Source organism: Curtobacterium sp. MCBD17_023, from assembly GCF_003224415.1.
Classification (GTDB): domain Bacteria; phylum Actinomycetota; class Actinomycetes; order Actinomycetales; family Microbacteriaceae; genus Curtobacterium.
Genome location: NZ_QKLJ01000003.1, coordinates 269419 through 288691, shown reverse-complemented (window position 1 = coordinate 288691; position 19273 = coordinate 269419). Strand labels below are relative to the sequence as shown.

Annotated in this window: 19 protein-coding genes, 1 pseudogene and 1 riboswitch; of the genes and pseudogenes, 12 read left to right on the top strand and 8 right to left on the bottom strand. The window is 73.4% G+C overall.

Going from position 1 to position 19273, the window contains the following annotated elements; translation table 11 throughout:
- Positions 1-24: 24 nt before the first annotated feature.
- Complete coding sequence (locus DEI84_RS06130) at positions 25-786, bottom strand: LysR family transcriptional regulator substrate-binding protein (protein ID WP_181419556.1); 762 nt, start codon at positions 784-786, stop codon at positions 25-27.
- A 33-nt stretch (positions 787-819) separates the two neighbouring features.
- Here DEI84_RS06130 and DEI84_RS06125 point away from each other — a divergent pair, with 33 nt between their 5' ends.
- Genes DEI84_RS06125 through DEI84_RS06115 form a run of 3 tightly spaced genes read left to right on the top strand, consistent with a single transcriptional unit; the run spans position 820 to position 2304 of the window.
- Positions 820-1197, top strand: a complete 378-nt coding sequence (locus DEI84_RS06125) for a DUF5997 family protein (RefSeq protein WP_110824675.1) — start codon at positions 820-822, stop codon at positions 1195-1197.
- Positions 1198-1205: 8 nt separating this feature from the next.
- A complete protein-coding gene (locus DEI84_RS06120; protein ID WP_110824674.1) occupies positions 1206-1715 on the top strand; it encodes a hypothetical protein in 510 nt (169 codons plus the stop codon).
- 58 nt (positions 1716-1773) lie between these two features.
- Positions 1774-2304, top strand: coding sequence for an Lrp/AsnC family transcriptional regulator (locus DEI84_RS06115; protein ID WP_110890191.1), 531 nt, complete (start codon positions 1774-1776; stop codon positions 2302-2304).
- A 22-nt stretch (positions 2305-2326) separates the two neighbouring features.
- On the opposite strand, the gene DEI84_RS06110 is transcribed toward DEI84_RS06115, so the two are convergent.
- Positions 2327-2758 carry a GNAT family N-acetyltransferase gene (locus DEI84_RS06110; RefSeq protein ID WP_110824673.1) on the bottom strand — a complete coding sequence of 144 codons (432 nt, stop codon included), beginning with the start codon at positions 2756-2758 and terminating at the stop codon, positions 2327-2329.
- Positions 2759-2862: 104 nt separating this feature from the next.
- Here DEI84_RS06110 and DEI84_RS06105 point away from each other — a divergent pair, with 104 nt between their 5' ends.
- From DEI84_RS06105 to ribH, 5 genes and pseudogenes are all read left to right on the top strand, one after another.
- Positions 2863-4407: a hypothetical protein gene (locus DEI84_RS06105; RefSeq protein WP_110890057.1), complete on the top strand. Its 1545-nt coding sequence runs from the start codon at positions 2863-2865 to the stop codon at positions 4405-4407.
- 89 nt (positions 4408-4496) lie between these two features.
- Entirely contained in the window at positions 4497-6944 is a 2448-nt protein-coding gene (locus DEI84_RS16015) for a hypothetical protein (protein ID WP_110890056.1), read from the top strand.
- 300 nt (positions 6945-7244) lie between these two features.
- Positions 7245-7378, top strand: a riboswitch (FMN riboswitch).
- A gap of 87 nt (positions 7379-7465) precedes the next feature.
- On the top strand, positions 7466-8125 hold the full coding sequence (locus tag DEI84_RS06095; RefSeq protein ID WP_110890055.1) for a riboflavin synthase: 660 nt from the start codon (positions 7466-7468) through the stop codon (positions 8123-8125).
- Between the two features lie 80 nt (positions 8126-8205).
- Positions 8206-8808 (top strand): annotated as a pseudogene (gene ribB / locus DEI84_RS06090) (3,4-dihydroxy-2-butanone-4-phosphate synthase); the annotation flags it as partial.
- Positions 8809-8849: 41 nt separating this feature from the next.
- The gene (gene ribH, locus DEI84_RS06085; RefSeq protein ID WP_110824669.1) at positions 8850-9329 is read left to right on the top strand and encodes a 6,7-dimethyl-8-ribityllumazine synthase; all 480 of its coding nucleotides are present in this window, start codon (positions 8850-8852) and stop codon (positions 9327-9329) included.
- Between the two features lie 107 nt (positions 9330-9436).
- Here the strand turns inward: ribH and DEI84_RS15610 are convergent, their stop codons facing one another.
- Positions 9437-9607, bottom strand: coding sequence for a hypothetical protein (locus DEI84_RS15610; protein ID WP_181419557.1), 171 nt, complete (start codon positions 9605-9607; stop codon positions 9437-9439).
- Between the two features lie 66 nt (positions 9608-9673).
- Positions 9674-10222: a TetR/AcrR family transcriptional regulator gene (locus DEI84_RS06080; protein WP_110824668.1), complete on the bottom strand. Its 549-nt coding sequence runs from the start codon at positions 10220-10222 to the stop codon at positions 9674-9676.
- Positions 10223-10345: 123 nt separating this feature from the next.
- Between DEI84_RS06080 and DEI84_RS06075 the strand changes: the two genes are divergently transcribed.
- The 4 genes from DEI84_RS06075 to DEI84_RS06060 all read left to right on the top strand — a co-directional run bounded on the left by DEI84_RS06075 (position 10346) and on the right by DEI84_RS06060 (position 14669).
- Entirely contained in the window at positions 10346-11437 is a 1092-nt protein-coding gene (locus DEI84_RS06075) for a Gfo/Idh/MocA family protein (RefSeq protein WP_110890053.1), read from the top strand.
- A gap of 223 nt (positions 11438-11660) precedes the next feature.
- On the top strand, positions 11661-13184 hold the full coding sequence (locus DEI84_RS06070; RefSeq protein ID WP_110890190.1) for an MFS transporter: 1524 nt from the start codon (positions 11661-11663) through the stop codon (positions 13182-13184).
- Positions 13185-13475: 291 nt separating this feature from the next.
- Positions 13476-14009, top strand: coding sequence for a flavin reductase family protein (locus DEI84_RS06065; protein WP_258365926.1), 534 nt, complete (start codon positions 13476-13478; stop codon positions 14007-14009).
- Positions 14010-14054: 45 nt separating this feature from the next.
- Positions 14055-14669 carry a superoxide dismutase gene (locus DEI84_RS06060; protein ID WP_110890052.1) on the top strand — a complete coding sequence of 205 codons (615 nt, stop codon included), beginning with the start codon at positions 14055-14057 and terminating at the stop codon, positions 14667-14669.
- Positions 14670-14816: 147 nt separating this feature from the next.
- On the opposite strand, the gene DEI84_RS06055 is transcribed toward DEI84_RS06060, so the two are convergent.
- From DEI84_RS06055 to DEI84_RS06040, 4 genes are all read right to left on the bottom strand, one after another.
- A complete protein-coding gene (locus DEI84_RS06055; RefSeq protein ID WP_110890051.1) occupies positions 14817-15461 on the bottom strand; it encodes a hypothetical protein in 645 nt (214 codons plus the stop codon).
- A 127-nt stretch (positions 15462-15588) separates the two neighbouring features.
- Complete coding sequence (locus DEI84_RS06050; protein ID WP_110890050.1) at positions 15589-17229, bottom strand: serine hydrolase; 1641 nt, start codon at positions 17227-17229, stop codon at positions 15589-15591.
- On the bottom strand, positions 17226-18575 hold the full coding sequence (locus DEI84_RS06045) for a deoxyribodipyrimidine photo-lyase (protein ID WP_110890049.1): 1350 nt from the start codon (positions 18573-18575) through the stop codon (positions 17226-17228). The genes DEI84_RS06050 and DEI84_RS06045 overlap by 4 nt, the downstream gene beginning before the upstream one ends.
- Positions 18572-19075, bottom strand: a complete 504-nt coding sequence (locus tag DEI84_RS06040) for a MarR family winged helix-turn-helix transcriptional regulator (protein WP_258368902.1) — start codon at positions 19073-19075, stop codon at positions 18572-18574. The genes DEI84_RS06045 and DEI84_RS06040 overlap by 4 nt, the downstream gene beginning before the upstream one ends.
- Positions 19076-19273 lie beyond the last annotated feature (198 nt).

The following is a 19273-nucleotide window of genomic DNA, read 5'->3' as shown; positions in this document are numbered from 1 at the left end:
CCGCTCGCCCGTCGTCCGGGGCCGTCACCGGTTGCCCTTCGAGCCGCGCTTCGGCTTGCCGGACATGCCGCGCGGCGTCCGGCCGCGTCCCGTGGAGTTCTTCCCGCCGCCGCTCTTCGCGCCGGTGCCCTTCGTCGCACTCCGCTTGGCGACGGTCTTCGCGTTGGACGCCGTGGCCTTGCCACCGCCCTTCGCCGGGCGGGCACGGTCCGCGGTGTCGGGATCCGGGCCTCCCGGCTGGTCCGCCTGGTTCCGAGAGCTGTTGGCGGTGCGGCCGCGGACCACGCCGATGAACTCCTCGGTCAGCTCGGAGGCGTCCTCGTCGCGCCAGACCAGGGCGACGCGGGTGCCGGGGGAGCCGGCCAGCGGTCGGGACACGAGGTCCTTCCGGCTCGCCGCGCGGAAGAGCGACTGCGGTAGGACGACGACGCCGACGTTCGCCTCGACCAGGTCGAGCGCAGCGGACACGTCCGGCGGCACCGGGCCGGCGTCGAGGACCGTGACGTCGGCGAGGTCCGCCTCGGTCACCTCGTCGAGGTCGGCGAGCGGGGAGTCCTTCGGGGCAGCGACGACCGCGGTCTCGGTCCAGAGCGGGATCGCGTGGTGCTGCTCGGGCACGGGCATCCGGGCGAACACCATGTCCGCGTCGCCCTCGATCGCCGCGGTGACGCCGTCGGCCTCCACGGGCAGGAGCACCAGGTCGACGTCCGGACGACGCTCCCGCCACACCCGCACCCACTTGGCGGGGGAGACCCCGGGTACGAAGGCGATGGCGAGCGCGGTCATGCACCCGAGCATACGGGCCGTACCCTTGTCACCATGGCCCAGGAACAGACCATGAAGCCCGAGACCGCTGCCAAGAAGCTCGGCGTCCTCCTCTCGGCGACCCCGGAGTCGTTCCGCGCGGGCCCGATCGCTCGCACGACGTTCGACGAGTTGCAGAGCGAGCCGCCGACGTGGCTCCAGGACCTCCGTCGCGACGGGCCGCACCCCCGCCCGGTCGTGGCCGCGCGCCTCGGCGTCTCGATCTCCGGACTCGCCCGCGCCGGCGTCGACGACGTCCTCACCACCGAGCAGATCAAGCAGCTGCTGCAGGAGATGCCCGAGTGGCTCGTCCGCGAGCGCTCGACGCAGGCCGCGGTCCGCTCCGAGAACGTGCGCGTGAAGCAGGAGCGCGCCGCCCGCACCGAGGGCTGACACCCCCGATGCACGCGACCGTCGCCGACGCGGTGCTCGTCGTGCCGCAGTTCGCCTCGGTCTGCTGCATCGTCGGGGACCGGTACCGCCCGCGGCCCGGGGTCATCGTGCCCGCGGCGGTCATGCTCGTCGCCATGCTCATGCCCGTGGTCCAGGCCGGGCCGTCGTGGACGATCCTCGCCGCGGCGCTGCTGCTGTTCCTCGCGCCGCTGCCCGTCGTGCGACGGCGTCGGGGTGACGGCCGTCGCGCGGAACCGATGGACGTGCACCGGGCGCTCTCGGCGGTGGTCATGGCCGGCATGCTGTTCATGGGTCACGCCTCCGAACTCGTCGGCGGTGCCGTGCACGCGCACGCGCTCGTCCTGACGGCGGTGCTCGGTGCCGGGGTGATCGGGTACTGCGCCTTCAGCGGCTGGCTGCTCCGGTACGAGTGGGCCCGGGAGGACCGCCGTGCCGTCCGCAGCGGCGAGGTGTTCGCCATGACCGTCGCCGTCGTCGGGATGACCCTGGCGATGTGACCCGGTACCGCCGACGCGGTTGCCCGGCGTCACGGGAGCACCGCGTTACGGTTGCGTGGTGTCCGACCGCATCGTCCGCCGCCCCGACGCTCCGTCGCCCCGACTCGACGAGGTCGACGAGCGGATCCTCTGGGTGCTGGCGGCCGATGCCCGGATCCCGAACAACCGGCTCGCAGCAGCGGTCGGCATCGCACCGTCGACGTGCCTGGTCCGGGTCCGAGCGCTCGAGGACGCTGGCGTCATCGCGGGCTACCGGGCCGACGTGAACATCGCCCGACTCGGGTTCTCGATCGAGGCGATGGTGTCCGTGCGCGTGCACGCGGCCGCACGCCACGAACTCCGGGAGTTCGCGAAGCGCCTGCTCCGGGTGCCGGTGGTGCTCGACGTGTCGTTCCTGGCCGGCGACAAGGACTTCCTCGTGCACATCGCGTGCACGTCCACCGAGCAACTGCGGGACTTCGTCGCCGACGAGCTGAGCGGTGACCCCTCGGTCGCGACGACGCAGACCTCGATCGTGTTCGAGCGGTTGGTCGCCGACCGGGAGCACCAGGCCCGCTCGTACGGCGAGCTGCGCCGCTGGCAGGCCTAGCGCCGCAGCCGCTCCGGCCGGGTCAGCGCGTGCGGACCATGGGGGTGTGCGGGATGGCGTCCTCGAGGAAGTCCTCGCCCGAGCGCACGAAGCCGAACTGCGCGTACCACTCGCCCAGGTGTGCCTGCGCGTTGATCGCGATGCTGGGGGACCGGCTCTCGGCGATCGCCGCCGTCATCAGCGCCGCCCCGAGCCCCTTGCCGCGGGCGTGCGCCGCGGTCGCGACGCGGCCGATCCGCTCGGTGCCGTCGGGCTCGCGGAGGAGTCGCAGGGTGGCGTCGACGGACCCGGTCCCGGCCCAGAACTGCACGGTGCCCGGCTCGAGGTCGCGGCCGTCGATGTCCGGGTAGGCGCACTCCTGCTCGACCACGAACACGTCCTGCCGCAGACGGAGGATCTCGTGCAGCGTGACGATGTCGAGGTTGCGAGTGGGGGCACTGAAGGTCGAGGTCACGCCGTTCCTGACTGTTCGATGTGAATGAGGAGCAGGGCACCGGTGCTGGTCTACCGTGCCGGTCAACCACTCTACGTGCGCAGCCGAGATCAGGAGGTGAGCGCATGGACGCGATGATGCGTGCACCCTGGCGCACGGTCCTGCGATGGGCGCTCATGGCCTGCGGGATCGTCGCAGCCGTCGTGCTGCTCTCGATCGTCCTCGGCGCCCGACCGGCTGCCGCTGTCGGTGGTTCCCTGCTCGGGAGCGGGGCGCAGACCCAGGCGGCACCGCGGCCCGACGGCCTGGTCGGCGGAGTGGTCTCCGGCGTCGGCAGTGCTGCCCAGCGCGTGACGAGCGGGGTCGGCGACGTCGTCGACCGCGCCGTGGCACCGGTCCGCAGCGCCGTTCCTGCCCCCGTCCCGCCGGCTCCGCGCCCGGTCACCCCGGCACCGGCCGCTCCGGCTCCTGTGGCCCCGGCCCCCGTCGCGCCGGCCGCTCCGGCACCCGTCGCATCCGCCCCGGCGGCACCTGCGCCGGCTCCCGTCACGCCGGCCCCCGCTGCCCCCGTCACGACCCCCGTGGCCGAGGCGACGCCTGCAGCACCGACGACCTCCCGGCCGGTCGGGGACGACTCCGGGCCCGCGCCAGTGGCACCCGTGACCACCGCCGCCGGCACTCCGGCGGAGCACACGAGCCGTCCGGGCCCGTCCCGTCCGGACCCGTCCCGTCCGGACCCGTCCCGTCCCGACACGTCGCTCGTCGACGGCCTCGTGTCGGACGTGACCAGTGCCTCCCGGCCGGTCGCGGACGGCGTCTCCGGGGCACTGGCCCCCGTCACCGGGACGGTGCAGACCGTGACGGCCGTCGGCCCGGTGACCTCCATCGTGGCGACCGTCGACCGGGTGGTCGGGAGCCTCCCGGTCGTCGGCACGCTGCTCGGCGACGACGCCTTGGGCGGGGTGACCGACCCCGTGACCGGCATCGTCGACGGGACCCTCGGCACCGTCGGGGACACCGTCGGCGTCGTGCCGGACGTGGTGGCCGGGGTGCCCGAGGTCGTCGGCGGGCTCCCGTCCGTCGGTGGTGGGCTCCTGCCTGGAGGCCCGCTCCCCGTCGTCGACGTCCCCGTCCGCCCGGTGCTCCCCGGCTCCGGCGGTGCGCTGCCGGGGGCCCCGGTCGTCGGGCCCCGGCCGGCCCCGACCTCGGCCCCGACCCTCCCGGTCGACCGCGAGGGTCCTGTCGGCCGCGACGGCGGCGAGGTCGGGGCCGTCGTGCCGTCGGTGGGGACGACGGACGATGCGTCCGTGACACCCGCTGCGGGACAGCGCTCGGCGACCGCCGTCGCCGTCGCAGCAGACAATTCGTCGCGGTCGATGGTCGGGACGGTCGCTGACGAGGTCCTCGTCCCGGCTCCCGCGACGGCGACGTTCGGCGGCGAGGCCCTCGTCCTCCCCGAGGGCGGCGCACCGGCGCACACGCCCTTCGACGGCGGCACCGTGGGCGCCACGGGCGGCAGCACCTCCGGCGGCTCCGCCGGCGCGAACATCCTGGGCACCGTCGGTGTCGAGGACCACACCACCCCCCTCGCCGCGGGCCTCCGCGGCTCGGTCTCCGACGACGCCGTGCCGGCTTCGCTCGTCGGCGACCACGACGTCGCTCCCGATTGAGATCGGCGCACCTGCCCGTCACGGCAGGACGCGCCACCGACCGCCTCTGTGTGCGGTCGACCATCCATCTCGATCAGGAGTGAACGACCATGAACAAGAACGTCTCCCGAGGGCTGTGGTTCGCCCTCTGTGTGGGCGGGCTGACCTTCGGTGGAGCCGTCGCGGCGAACGCGGCGACGACCACCGGTGAGGACGGCACCGTCTCCGGAACCCAGGTCGCGCCGACCGTCGACGCGCCCGTCTCCGTCACCCGCAACGCCTTCGGCATCGTCGGCGACGCGGTCTCCACGACCGCTCCGGCTGCACCTGCGCCGGCTGCACCTGCACCGGCGGCACCTGCGCCGGCACCCGCGGAGCCCGCGCAGGCAGCACCAGCGCCCACCACCAGCGGGGCCGACGGCCTCGCGTCCGGCACCCGGGTCGTACCCGACGTCAGCGCTCCCGTCGACGTGACCGGCAACGCGGTCGCCGTCGTCGGGGACGCGGTGGCGGCTCCGGCCCCTGCGCCGGCTGCCCCGGCTCCCGCGCCGGCTGCTCCCGCTCCCGCGCCGGCTGCTCCGGTGGCCTCCTCGCCCACCACGTCCGGCGAGGACGGCGTGCTCTCCGGCACCCAGGTCGCCGGTGCGGTGGACGTGCCGGTCACGGCGACCGGCAACGCCGTCGGTGTCCTCGGTGACGCTGCCGCCACCGGCACGCGTTCCGGATCGTCCTCGGCTCCGGCAGCTCCGGCCGGTGACACGACGACCGCCTCGACCTCCGGCGAGGACGGCGTGCTCTCGGGCACCCAGGTCCTGCCGGACGTCACGGTCCCCGTCACGGTCTCGGGCAACGGTATCGGCGTGCTCGGAGACGGATCAGCCACCGGGACCTCCGCGGCCCCGGCAGCTCCGACCAGTGGCACGACGAGCGGCTCGACCTCCGGGTCGGACGGGCTCATCTCCGGCACGCAGTTGCTCGGGACCGTCTCGGTCCCGATCACGGTGACGGGGAACGGGATCGGTGTCGTCGGTGACGGCACGAGCACCGGTGGCTCGACGACCGGCTCGACCCCAACGACCGGTACCGCCCCGACGGCTGGTGGGACGACCTCGGGCGAGGACGGCATCGGTTCCGGCACGCAGGTCTCGCCGGTGGTGTCGGTCCCGGTGACGGTCGGCGGCAACGGGATCGGTGTCGTCGGTGACGGCACGAGCACCGGTGGCTCGACGGGCTCGACCCCAACGACCGGTACCGCCCCGACGGCTGGTGGGACGACCTCAGGTGAGGGCGGCATCGGTTCCGGCACCCAGGTCTCGCCGGTGGTGTCGGTCCCGATCACGGTCGGCGACAACGGGATCGGTGTCGTCGGTGACGGCACGAGCACCGGTGGCTCGACAACCGGTTCGACCCCGACGACGGGTACCGCTCCGGCGGCTGGTGGGACGACCTCGGGCGAGGACGGCATCGGTTCCGGCACGCAGGTCTCGCCGGTGGTGTCGGTCCCGGTGACGGTCGGCGGCAACGGGATCGGTGTCGTCGGTGACGGCACGAGCACCGGTGGCTCGACGGGCTCGACCCCAACGACCGGTACCGCCCCGACGGCTGGTGGGACGACCTCAGGTGAGGGCGGCATCGGTTCCGGCACCCAGGTCTCGCCGGTGGTGTCGGTCCCGATCACGATCGGCGACAACGGCATCGGTGTCGTCGGTGACGGCACGAGCACCGGTGGCTCGACAACCGGTTCGACCCCGACGACGGGTACCGCTCCGGCGGCTGGTGGGACGACCTCGGGCGAGGACGGCATCGGTTCCGGCACGCAGGTCTCGCCGGTGGTGTCGGTCCCGGTGACGGTCGGCGGCAACGGGATCGGTGTCGTCGGTGACGGCACGAGCACCGGTGGCTCGACGACCGGCTCGACCCCGTCGACCGGTACCGGTCCGGCGGCTGGTGGGACGACCTCGGGTGAGGACGGCATCGGTTCCGGCACCCAGGTGATCCCGGTCGTGGACGTCCCGATCACGATCGGCGACAACGGCATCGGCATCATCGGCGACGGCTCCACGACCCCGATCGTGACGGCGCCGGGCACCGACCCGGGCACGACGCCCGGCACCGACCCGGGTACGACACCCGGCACCGACGCGGGCACGACGCCGGGCACCGACCCGGGCACGACGCCGGGCACCGACCCGGGTACCGTCCCGGGCTCGACGCCGAACACCGGCACCACCCCCGGCGGCACGGGCAGCACGCCCGACGTCGGCACGGACCCGGTCGTGGGCACCACTCCCGGCGTCCGCACCACCCCGGTCACCGACACCGTCCCGATCGTGGACGCCGGCACCACCCCGGTCCTCGTGACCGACGGGGTCCGGTCGACCGCGACGCTGGTCACCGCAGGTCCTGCGGCACCGGCAGCGACGGCCGACCGTGCGACGGCGGACGCCGACGGTGCCCTCGCCTACACGGGCGCGGACGACCCGGCGTTCCCGGCACTGGCGGCGCTCCTGCTGCTGCTCGCCGGCCTCGGGACGCTCGCCCTGCGACGCCGCCACTGACGGCCCGATGAGAGCGGGTGCGGAGCGCCGGGTGACCGGCGCTCCGCACCCACTTGCGCTCCGGCCGATGCCGCGTCCGGTGCATCGCGACCGAACGTGACGCCGGGTCACGTCGTCCGGAGGCGCGACCCGGGTGCATGGCAGCGGGTCGCGCCTCCAGGACGGTCGCTCGGACCGGCGCACGTGAGGCGGGACACACCTCGAGGACGGCCGCTCCGGCCGCCGCCCGCGACGCTGTGTGACGTCCGGTGCAGCGCCGGAGGCAGCGGTCGGGAGCCTGGGGTATCGTCGGGAGCACGCAAGCGCTCCGGGGTCGGTGCAAGTCCGAACCGGTGGTGACAGTCCACGAGCGCCGCGCCGGGTCCGCCCGGTGCGGGGTTGACCTGGTGCAATCCCAGGACCGACGGTGAGAGTCCGGACGGGAGGAAGCGCTGACGGAAGGTGACGGTCGTTCCGCGACCCCAGCCTCCCGTCCGCCGATGACCGTCGCGCGCACCCGGAGTCCCGTTGAGAGGACACCAGTGTTCACCGGCATCATCGAGGAACTCGGCACCGTCACCGCCGTCGACGAACGCGGCGACTCCGTCGCCCTGACCGTCCGCGGTCCGCTCGTCGTCTCCGACGCTCGGCACGGCGACTCGATCTCGGTCTCGGGCGTGTGCCTGACCGTGGTCGAGCAGACCCCGGAGACCTTCACGGCGTTCGTCATGAAGCAGACGCTCGACATGAGCGCGCACGGGTCGTTGCGGTCGGGCGACCGCGTCAACCTGGAGCGAGCGGCCTCGGTGGGGGACCGGCTCGGTGGACACATCGTGCAGGGACACATCGACGGCACCGCGACCGTGCTCGGGACCGACGACGGCGACGGCTGGCGACGGGTGCGCTTCGCGCTGACCCCGGAGCTGAGCCCGCTCGTGGTCGACAAGGGGTCGGTCGCGATCGACGGCGTCTCGCTCACCGTGAGCGCCGTGTCCCCGGAGTCGACCGCTCCGGATGCCGCGTGGTTCGAGGTCAGCCTGATCCCCGAGACGCTCGCGGCGACGACCCTCGGCGCACGGGTGCCCGGCGACCGGGTCAACATCGAGACCGACGTCCTGGCACGGCACGTCCGCCGCATGCTGCGCCTCGACGCCGCCGCGGCGGCACCAGGCGTGGTCGGCGCCGGAGCGGAGGCCCGGTGATGACCGCCGAGACCGCCCCCGTCACGAACGCCGGGCCGACCACGGGTGCGCGCCCGACCGGATCCCGGCCGACCTCCGGACTGTCGACCGTCGAAGATGCCCTCGCCGCGATCGCCGCAGGCCGACCGGTCATCGTGGCCGACGACGAGCGCCGCGAGAACGAGGGCGACGTCGTCCTCGCCGCCGAGCTCGCGTCCCCGGAGTGGATCGCCTGGACCGTGGCGCACTCGTCCGGCTTCATCTGCGCGCCGGTCAGCGCCGCGATCGCCGACACCCTCGACCTGCCGCCGATGGTGGAGCACAACGAGGACGTCCGCGGGACCGCCTACACCGTGACCGTGGACGCCGCCGTCGGGGTCACCACCGGCATCAGCGCCCACGACCGGGCGCGGACGCTCCGGGTGCTCGCCGACCCGGCGTCCGTCCGGGACGACCTGCACCGCCCGGGGCACATCGTCCCGCTGCGTGCGCGACCGGGCGGCGTCCGCGAGCGCGCGGGGCACACGGAGGCAGCCATCGACCTGGTCACCGCCGCGGGGTTGCGGCCGGCCGCGGCGATCTGCGAGATCGTCGACGAGCGCGGGGACATGATGCGTCTGCCGCAGCTCGTCGGACTCGGGGAACGCGAGGGCGTCCCCGTCATCACCATCGCCGCGCTGGCCTCCTGGCTGGACGCGGCCGACCGGACGGCGGACGACGCCGCCCACACCGAAGGGACACACGCATGAGCGGAGCAGGAGCGGCGGAGCGCGAGCACGTCGACGGCAGCGGCATCCGGGTCGCGATCGTCGCCGGCCAGTGGCACGACGTCATCGCGGCGGGGCTGCTCGACGGCGCCCAGCGCGAGATCGAACGGCTCGGAGCGACCGGCCAGGTGTTCCCCGTCCCCGGGAGCTTCGAGCTGCCGGTCGTCGCGAAGGCCGCCCTCGAGGCCGGCTACGACGCGGCGGTCGCCCTCGGCGTGATCATCCGCGGCGGGACCCCGCACTTCGAGTACGTCTCGGACGCGGCGACGAGCGGCCTGACCCGGGTCGCGATCGACACCGGCAAGCCCGTCGGATTCGGGGTGCTCACCCTGGACGACGAGCAGCAGGGGATCGACCGCGCCGGGCTGCCCGGGTCCAAGGAGGACAAGGGCGCCGAGGCCGCGCACGCCGCGGTCGCCACGGCCGTCACGCTGCGCGGGCTGCGCACGCCCGCGTAGCGCCGCCGGTCCTGGCTCGGACCTGATTCCGGACCTGGACTCCGGTCCGGACGACGCAGAACGGCCCCGCACCGGACGGTGCGGGGCCGTTCTGCTGCGGGAGGTGACTACCGCTTGCCGAACACGTGGATCGGCAGGAAGAAGGAGAGGCTCATCAGGAGCACACCGGCGATGAACACGAAGCCCTGCCCGGAGTCGAGCTGGAACGCGAACCCGAACAGGTACATCGACACCAGCAGCAGCAGGATCGAGAAAACAGCGGCGAGGACGCGGCCCACGGTGGTACCTCCGGGAATCAGCGGGTGGATCGCATCCAGTCTATCCCCAGGACCGGGCGCGACGGTTCACCGGGACGGTTTCGTCGCGATCAGGCGGTCGACGACCTCGAGCAGGGCGGCCATGTCGACGGTGCCGCGGTCGGGCCGGACCTCACTCGCCGCCCCGAGTGACGCGGCGTGGTACAGCCCGTCACCGAGGAGCTTCACCGCCTGCGCGGTCGGCACGTCCCCGAGGGCGTCGACGAGGGTCGCGAGCCAGGCGTTCTCGGTCTCGTCGAGCGTGCGGCCGGCTTCCTCGTACCCGGCCTGCTGCAGGCGGGACGCGGCCAACAGCGCGAGGTCGAGTTCACTGCCGACGAACTGGCAGTTCTCGACGAAGTAGCGGGCGGGTCCGTCCTCGGCCGCACGCATGCGCTCGACGTCGAGTGCGGAGAGGTCGGCGAGCCGCTCGCACAGCCCCTCGACCAGGGCCGCCTTCGACCCGAAGTGGTAGAGCAGTCCACCCTTCGAGACACCGGCGCGTGCGGCGACGGCATCGAGCGTCGCGGGACGTTCACCCTCTTCGCACACGATGGCGACGAAGCTGTCGAGGACGCGGTCGCGAGCACTGGCCATGCGCTGAGTCTAGGGACACCCGGCGCTCCGCGGCGCCCGGAGACGGACACACGCCGTGGCCGTGCCGGTCGGGGGCGGATAGCCTCACCGAGACCGTCGAGGTCCACCACGAACAGGAGCCGCATGTCAGCGCAGACCGCGACCACCCCGAGCCCGACCCCGCCCGCGGACCCCCGATGGGCCGTCCTCGGTCCCGGCAGCATCGCCCGACGTTTCCTGTCCCAGCTCTCCGCGAGCGGCGGGGTGCTCGTCGCCGCCGGGAGTTCCTCGGTCGAGCGTGCCCGGGCCTTCGCGGCGGAGGCCGGGGAGCACGGCTTCCCGGACGTGACCGCCGGCACCTACGACGAGGTCCTCGCCGACCCCGACGTCGACGCCGTGTACATCGCGACCGTGCACACCGGGCACGCCGACCTGGTGCTCGCGGCGCTGCGGGCGGGCAAGGCCGTGCTGTGTGAGAAGCCGCTCACGCCCGACCACCGCACGACGACGGTGCTCGTCGACGCGGCCCGCCGTGCCGGGCTGCCGCTCGTCGAGGCGTTCATGTACCGCTTCCACCCGCAGACGGCGGCGCTGCTCGACCTCGTGCGGGACGGCGCGGTCGGTACGGTCACCCACGTCGACGCCGCGTTCGCGTTCCGGGTCGAGGAACGCTCCGGGCGCCTGTTCGACGTCGCCACCGCCGGCGGCGGCATCCTCGACGTGGGGTGCTACCCGGTGACGATGACGGCCGCGATCGTGCAGGCCGCCACGGGGACGGCGGCCGCCGAGCCGGTGGAGCTCTCCGCCGTCGGGACGATCGGTCCGACCGGGGTCGACGAGTGGACCGTGGCGAATGCGACGTACGCGTCGGGCATCACCGCGAGCCTCCGCACCGGCATCCGCGTCGAGGACGCGAACGCCGTCGTCGTGCACGGGAGCCGGGGCACCATCACCCTCCGGGATCCGTGGACCATCGGCGGGGAGCCGGTCATCGTCGTGCAGACCGTCGACGACGCCGGCACGGAAAGGTCCTTCCCGGACGTGGCCCCGTACGGACTCGAGGCCGCGGCCACGATCGACGCCCTGCTGGCCGGCCGTGTCGACGCACCGCAGATGACGACCGACGAGACCCTGGCCACCGCGCGGACGCTCGACCGCTGGCGCGCGGCGATCGGGCTGCGGTACCCGTTCGAAGCGGAGGCGGCGGAGGACACCCCCGCGGACGGGGAGGCCTGACGGTCCGCTGACGCCGCGGGCGCGACCGCCTGCCGGACGGGAGGCACGGGACGGCTCGCCACCGGGCCTCCCGGCCGTCAATTGGTTGCATTTGCAACCGTCACCGTCCGGACGGTACACTAACGGGACCCTGACGGGACGCGTGACGACTTCCGCGTCCCGTCTCGTCTGCGCCGGTCCGGAGGACCAGCGGCGCGACATGCTCGAAGTCCTGGAGTCCGCCATGTCCGCACTGCTCACCAGCCCCGTCGCCACCCGGATCACCGCGAGCCGCGCCTCCCGGTTCGCGGCGCTCGCGGTGCTCATGCTGCCGGTGCTGCTCATCTCGGTCGACAACACCGTCCTGAGCTTCGCGCTGCCCTCCATCGCGCGCGCCCTGCACCCCGACGCGACCACGCAGCTCTGGATCGTCGACGCCTACCCGCTCGTCCTCGCCGGCCTGCTCGTCGTCATGGGCAGCATCGGTGACCGCATCGGTCGCCGTCGGATCCTGGTGACCGGAGCGACCGGTTTCGCGGTGCTCTCCGTCGCCGCCGCGTTCGCGACCGAGGCCTGGATGCTCGTCGCCGCCCGGCTCGCGATGGGCGTCTTCGGCGCGATGCTCATGCCCGCCACGCTCTCGATCATCCGGAACGTCTTCCCGGACGCGGGGGAGCGGCGCCTCGCGCTCGCCGTCTGGTCGACCATGTTCGCCGCGGGCAACGCCCTCGGCCCGCTCGTCGGCGGCGTCCTGCTCGCGCACTTCCACTGGGGCAGCGTGTTCCTGGTCGCCGTGCCGATCCTCGTCGTGATGCTCGTCGCCGTGCCGTTCTGCGTGCCGGAGTCCCGCGACCCCGAGCCCGGGCCCGTCGACGTCCCGAGCATGCTGCTCTCCCTCGGCGCCCTCGGCCCGCTCGTCTGGGCCATCAAGTCGCTCGTGCACCCGGAGGAACGCGGTCTTGCCGTCGCCATGGTCGCGGTCGGTGTGCTGTGCGGCATCGCGTTCGTCCGGCGGCAGCTGCGTACCCGCACGCCGATGCTCGACATGCGCCTCTTCCGCAGCACGGCCTTCACCGGCAGCGTGCTCATGAACATGGCCGCGATGTTCTCCCTCACCGGCTTCCTGTTCTTCGTCGCCCAGCACCTGCAGCTCGTCGCCGGCCTGGACCCCTTCGCGAGCGGGCTCGTCCTCGTGCCGGGTGCGGTGCTCACCATCGTCGCCGGGCTCGTCGTCGTACCGGTCGTCGCCCGGGTCGCGCCGCGCTGGGTCGTCTCGGCGTCGCTGCTGTTCTCCGCGGTCGCGTACGCCCTCGTCGCCGGGCTCGGGCACCACGCGACCATCGCCGCGCTCGCCTTCGCCTTCGTGTTGCTCGGCATCGGCATCGGTGCGTCCGAGACGGTCACGAACGACCTGATCATCTCCACCGCCCCGGCGGACAAGGCCGGAGCGGCATCGGCCATCTCGGAGACCGCGTACGAGATCGGCGCCGTGCTCGGGACCGCCGTCCTCGGGACGATCCTCGCGTCGGCGTACCGGGCGAACGTCGTCGTCCCCGAGGGGCTGTCGTCCACCGCGCACACCGCGGCGGGGGAGACCCTCGGCGGAGCGGTCGCCGCGGCCGCCGAACTCGGTGGACCGGCGGGGCAGGCGCTGCTCGAGTCCGCGCGGGCCGCCTTCGACTCGGGCGTGACCACGACGGCGGGCGTCGCCGCGGCGCTCATGGTCGTCGCGGCCGCCGGTGCGGTCGTGATGCTGCGGCGGCACTGAGCTCGTCGGCTCGTGCGGGCCCGAGCCGGCAGCCCGAGCCGGCAGCCCGAGCCGTCGGCCCGCGCCGCGCCGCCGTCCGGTGCGGTCCCGAGCGGGCAGCCCGAGCCGTCGGCCCGCGCCGCGCCGCGCCGTCGTCCGGTGCGGTCCCGAGCGGGCACGGCCGCGTGACGGCACGCCCGGGATGGGCCGAACCTGTGAATCATGGACCCGCACCATGCCGCAGGTCCTACGTTGGGGGATGGCTGCGACGTCCGCGGCCGTCCCCCCGAACGAGGAACGACCACGACTGACATGCCCGACGCCGCCGACCTCCCGCAGGCAGACGTCCCCCAGGCCGACATGGCCGCCGCGTACAAGGCGGCCTTCCGCGGACACCCCGCCGGTGTCGCGGTCATCACCGCGGAAGGCCCGGACGGTCCGACCGGTCTCACCGCCTCGAGCGTCGCCTCCGTCGCGGTCGACCCGCCGGTCCTGGTCTTCTCGCTCTCCACGAACTCCGGGTCCGCCGGCGTCGTGCTCGGTGCCCCGGTCTTCGTGGTGCACCTGATGGACGCCCGCGGCGTCGCGCTGGCCAAGCGCTTCGCGTCGACCGGCAGCCCCGCCGCGGACGACCCGATCTGGGGTGCCCTGCCGAGCGGCGACCGCTACCTGCCCGACGCCGCCAGTGCCCTGCGCTGCCGTCCGCTGTCGACGACCCCGATCGGCAGTTCGACCGTCGTCGTCGCCGAGGTGCTCGACATCGTCGTCGGCCTCGACCGCGGCGAGCCGCTGGTCTACCACAACCGGGAATTCCACTCCCTGACCGATCGTTCCCGGCTCTCGTGAGCCGCGGAACCCCGCACCGCACATCACCGATCGAAAGGACCGCACATGGCTGAGTACACCCTGCCCGAGCTCCCCTACGACTACGCCGCCCTCGAGCCGCACATCAGCGGCAAGATCATGCAGCTGCACCACGACAAGCACCACCAGGCCTACGTGACCGGTGCCAACACCGCGCTGCAGCAGCTCGGCGAGGCCCGCGAGTCCGGCAACTTCGCGAACGTCAACAAGCTCGAGAAGGACCTCGCGTTCCACCTCGGTGGCCACGTCAACCACTCGATCTTCTGGACCAACCTCGGCCCGGACACGAAGGTCCCGGAGGGCGAGCTCGCCGCCGCGATCGACGAGTTCTTCGGCTCGTTCGAGAAGTTCCAGGCGCAGTTCGCCGCGGTCGCCAACGGCATCCAGGGCTCCGGCTGGTCCGTCCTGGCATGGGACGTCGTCGGCCAGAAGCTGACGACCTTCCAGCTGTTCGACCAGCAGGGCAACATCCCGTTCGGTCTCGTGCCGATCTTCATGCTCGACATGTGGGAGCACGCCTTCTACCTCGACTACCTCAACGTCAAGGCGGACTACGTCAAGGCCGTGTGGAACATCGTCGACTGGGAGAACGTCGCCGCCCGCTTCGAGAACGCCAAGTCCCAGAGCTTCGTCACGCTCTGAGCACCACCACGCTGAGCACCGGGACCTCGTGGACCACGTGCTGACGTGACGGTGCGGGTCGTGGAATGCGACCCCGCGACGGACGGGAGGCCCGGTACCAGCTGGTACCGGGCCTCCCGTCCGTCGTCCTCGTCCCTGCGCCCGGACTCAGGAGCGGACAGCGCCGACCCGGGACGCCACGGTCTCGCCGACGTGATCGGCCTCGTTGGGACGGGTGCACGGGTCGAGGGCGCCGATCTCGGCTGCCAACCGGCGCGCGGCCTCCCGGAGGGTGACCTCGACGGCGGTGACGTCGCCGTCGAGGACGGCACCCCACTGGGCCCCGCGACAGGCGAGGACCGCCGCGCTCGCGGCCCGGAGCGCCGTACAGCCGTCCGCTCCGTGTGCCCGACACCATGACGCGATGGTCTCGACGTGTGCCCGGTGCTGGCACCGGTGCCGGTCGTGCCCGGTCAAGGCCTCCACGGCGCCGAGTTCGAACGTCAGCCGGGCTGCGAGGAAGCGGTCCGGGTCCTCGAGGCCGCCGAAGACCGCGAGCAGGTACTCCGTCAGCACCTGCTCGTCGGCGTCCGGGTCGAGGCCGATGCCGGACACGTGCCGGCTGAGGTGCTCCACCACGGCGTCGATGAGGCCGTCACGCGACCCGAAGTGGTACACGATCGGGTACGCGCTCGTCCCGAGGACGCGACCGAGGCTCCGCACAGACACGTCCTGCAGACAGGTGCCGTGCAGGTGGTCCGTGACCTTGGCGACGATCGCCGGCTTCAGGGACGGGTCCGGTTGACGAGGCATGGTCTCTCCCGAGCGAGGAACAGGCGGACGACCGCCACGAGGCCGAGCGGACATGCAGCATGTTACCGGACACGTCCGCGGCCGCGTTCGAACCGGTTGCGGGAGGGGGGGCTCCGAGACGACGGGATCAGGCCGTCGGGTCTGGTGCCACCGGCTCGGTCGGCGCTGCCGCCGGGTCGGTCGGTGCTGCCGCCGGGTCGGTCGGTGCTGCCGCCGTGTGCGCGGGTACTGCCGCGGCCTCCGCGGGCACCACCTCGTCCGGTTCCGCCCGCACGACGAGGGTCTGCACGAGGCCGGACGCGAGCGGGGCGAGTCGGATCTCCACGCGGAGCCGGCCGCGGGCGCCCGGCACCCACCAACGCAGGTGCGTCGGCGTCACGGATCGTTCGGCCAAGGGCGGTGCGGACAGGTCGGCGGCGACCTCCGCGACGGCGCGGTCGATCGCTGCTCGTCGACGGTGCCACGGGACGTCGAGCGGGACGTTCTCGGCGCAGACCGCGCCGGCCTCCGCATCGGACCAGTCCGCCAGCAGACGCGTCACGGACCGTTGCGCAGCACGCGTCGACGGCAGGACCGGTTCGCTGCCGGGAGCTCGTTCGTCGTCCCGCGACCGGGTCACGGGCGCGCCGGTCGCGGCGGGGACCGCGTGCGGGACCGCGACACCCGGGACGGCGTCCGCGAGGAGGAGGTCGAGTGCCCGCGTCGCGGCCACGGAGACCTTCGCCTGCGTGGCGTTCTCGAACGCGACCACGCCGAGTCCGGTCGAGACCGACCAGCGCATGTGGGCGGAGAACCCCGGGTAGCCGCCGGAGTGGGACACGATCGGGCCGACGGCCGGGTCGTGCTCCACGAACAGGCCGAAGCCGTAACCGGCGGTCCGGGTCGACCCGGGCAGGCTCCCGGGCGGGAGGACCCGCATCGCCTGCTGCATCGCGCGACGCTCCGCCGTGGTGAGGGGTCCGACGTCGGATCCGGCACTGCCCGCCTCCGCGAACGGTGCGGCGGTCCCGTCGAACGCCGCCGCGAGCCACCGACCCCACCGGGCCAGGTCCCGCACGGTCGAGAACAGGCCGCCGATCGGCGAGAACGCGCCCGGGCCGGTCGTCGTCAACGCCTCCCAGTCGTCGTCGACGCGGCGGTGGCCGGTGACCACGAGACCACGGGCGTCGGCCGCGGCGAACACGGTGTCGTCGAGCCCGAGCGGGCGGAGCACACGTTCGGTCGCCGCGGTCGGGAAGGGCGCCCCGGCGACGACCGACACCGCCCGACCGAGGAGTGCGTAGCCGAGGTTCGAGTAGGCGAACCCGGTCCCCGGCACGGAGTCGAACAGCAGACCGCTGCGGAGGACGTCGTCCAGGTCCTGGTCCCGGAGCGCCTCCTGTCGGTCCGCCCACGGGTCGTCCGTCGGGAAGCCCGCGGACATCGTGAGGAGCATCCGGAGGGTCGGGACGGGGGAGTCCGCGGTGGGCAGCCGGACCGCGGCGAACGCGGGGACGAACTCGGTGACCGGGGTGTCGAGGGACACCAGGCCGTCCGCGACGAGGCCGAGCAGGGTCGCGGCGGTGACGCTCTTCGTGCACGAGGCGATGCGGTAGACGGTGTCGGCATCGGGTGCCCGGGCGTCCCCGCGGTCCCCGTGTCCGCCCGAGGCGACGAGCCCGTCCCGGTCGAACACGCCCCAGACGCTGCTCGGCGCGATGCCGTCCAGGACGCGCTGCCGGTGCATCGCGTCGACGGTGCCGAGCACGCCCGGACCCGGCCGGCTCATGCCCGGCGCATCTCGGCGTAGGCGTCGAGTGCCCGCTGCCGACTCGTCTTGAGGTCGAGCATCGGCTCCGGTCGGTCCTCGTCCGCGGGCACCCACCGGCGGACGTACTCGCGGTGCGGGTCGAACCGTTCGAGCTGACGGTCCGGGTTGAACACCCGGAAGTACGGCGCGGCGTCGAAGCCCGAGCCCGCCACCCACTGCCAGTTCGCCGCGTTGTTCGCCGCGTCGGCGTCCACCAGGGTGTCCCAGAACCACTGCTCGCCGATGCGCCAGTCCACGAGCATGTTCTTGACCAGGAAGCTCGCCGTGGCCAGGCGCACCCGGTTGTGCATTGCGCCGGTGTGCCAGAGCTCACGCATCCCTGCGTCGACCAGGTCGAAGCCGGTCGTGCCGTGTCGCCACCGGTCGAGTTCGGCGTCCGAGGCCTCCCGCCACGGGAACGCGTCGAACTCCCGCCGCACGTTCGTCCGGGCGATGTCGTCGCAGTGGAAGTACTCGTTCCAGTTGAACTCCCGCCAGGCGAGCTGCCGGAGGAAGGCCGGTGCCGCGCGGCGCTGGTCGGGTTCGAGCGTCTCGTGCAGGCGGTGCCAGACCTGGTACGGGCTGATCTCGCCCCAGCGCAGGTGCGGGGAGAGACTGCTGGTCGCTGCCTGCGCGGGCTCGTCCCGCTGGTCGTAGTCCGCGAGCGCCTCGTCGATGAACCGTTCCATGCGGTCCCACGCGCCGTGCTCGCCGGGCGTCCAGGCATCCCGCATGCCACCCGCCCAGTCCGGCGCGGTCGGCAGGAGTGCCCAGTCCTCGAGCGTGTCCGAGGCGACGTCCGCAGGCGGGGCGATCGTCTCCGGCTCGGGCCAGGGGTGCCGCGGCTCCGGCATCGCCTGCGCGGCGCGCCAGAACGGCGTGAACACCTTGAACGGTTCGCCCTTCCCGGTCAGGACCGTCCACGGTTCCCAGAGCAGGGTGCCGGCGGAGCTGTGCGCCTCGACGCCGCCGGCGACGAGGCCGGCCTTGATGCCCGCGTCGATCTCCCGTTCGACGCGGCCGTAGCGACGGTTCCAGAACACGGCGTCCGCGCCGGACTCCGCGACGAGGTCCGCGATCACGTCGGCCGCGGCACCCCGCCGGAGCACGAGCGCGGTGCCGTGCGCGCGGAGGTCGGTGTCGAGTGCGGCCAGGGACTGGTGGAGCCACCACCGGGCCGCGGCGCCGTGCGGGCGGATCCCCTCGCTCTGTTCGTCGAGCACGTAGACGACCGTGACCGGGCCCCCGCGGTCCACCGCCGAGCGGAGCGCCGGGTTGTCCGCGATCCGGAGGTCGTCGCGCAGCCAGACGACCGAGCCGCTCATGCCGACGCCCGATCCGGCACGGTCGCGACCGACCTGCGCGTCGCGGGTGTGGCGGCGGCGGCGACGCGGAGCTTCGTGCAGAGCTCGGTGAGCGTCCGCAGCTCGGCGTCGTCGAGCCCGGCGCCGACCTGCGCCGCGATGGTGGCCGCGTGCTGCACGGCGACGGTGCGGTACACGTCGTAGCCGTGCGCGGTGAGGGCGACGATCACCCCGCGCGCGTCGGTCGGGTCGGGCTGCTTCTCGACGATGCCCTTGGACGCGAGGCGGTCGACCAGGCGGCTGACGCTCGGCTGCGTCAGGAGCAGGTGGCCCGTCAGGTCGCGCATCCGGCAGCGGCGGCCGGGTTGGGTCGACAGGTTGAAGCAGACGTCGTACTCGTTGAAGGAGATCTCGGCCGAGGGGAACTCGGTGTTGAGGTTCCGCATCACGGTGACCTGGGCGCGGAACAGTGACTCCCACGCCGCGACCGCGGTGGCCTTCTCGCTGCGGTGATCGCTCACGGTTGTGTCCCTCCGGTCGGTGGACCCCCACCCTACCGAGGGGTACCGACGAGGAACGCGGGCCGGCCGCCCGAGTGGACGACCGGCCCGCTCCCTTGCACCGGGAGATTCCTGCAATCACATTCCACAGCCGGTGCCACAGCAAACACCGACTGCACGTCCGACTGTATAACGAAGCGGTAACGCCAGGGAAGGCGG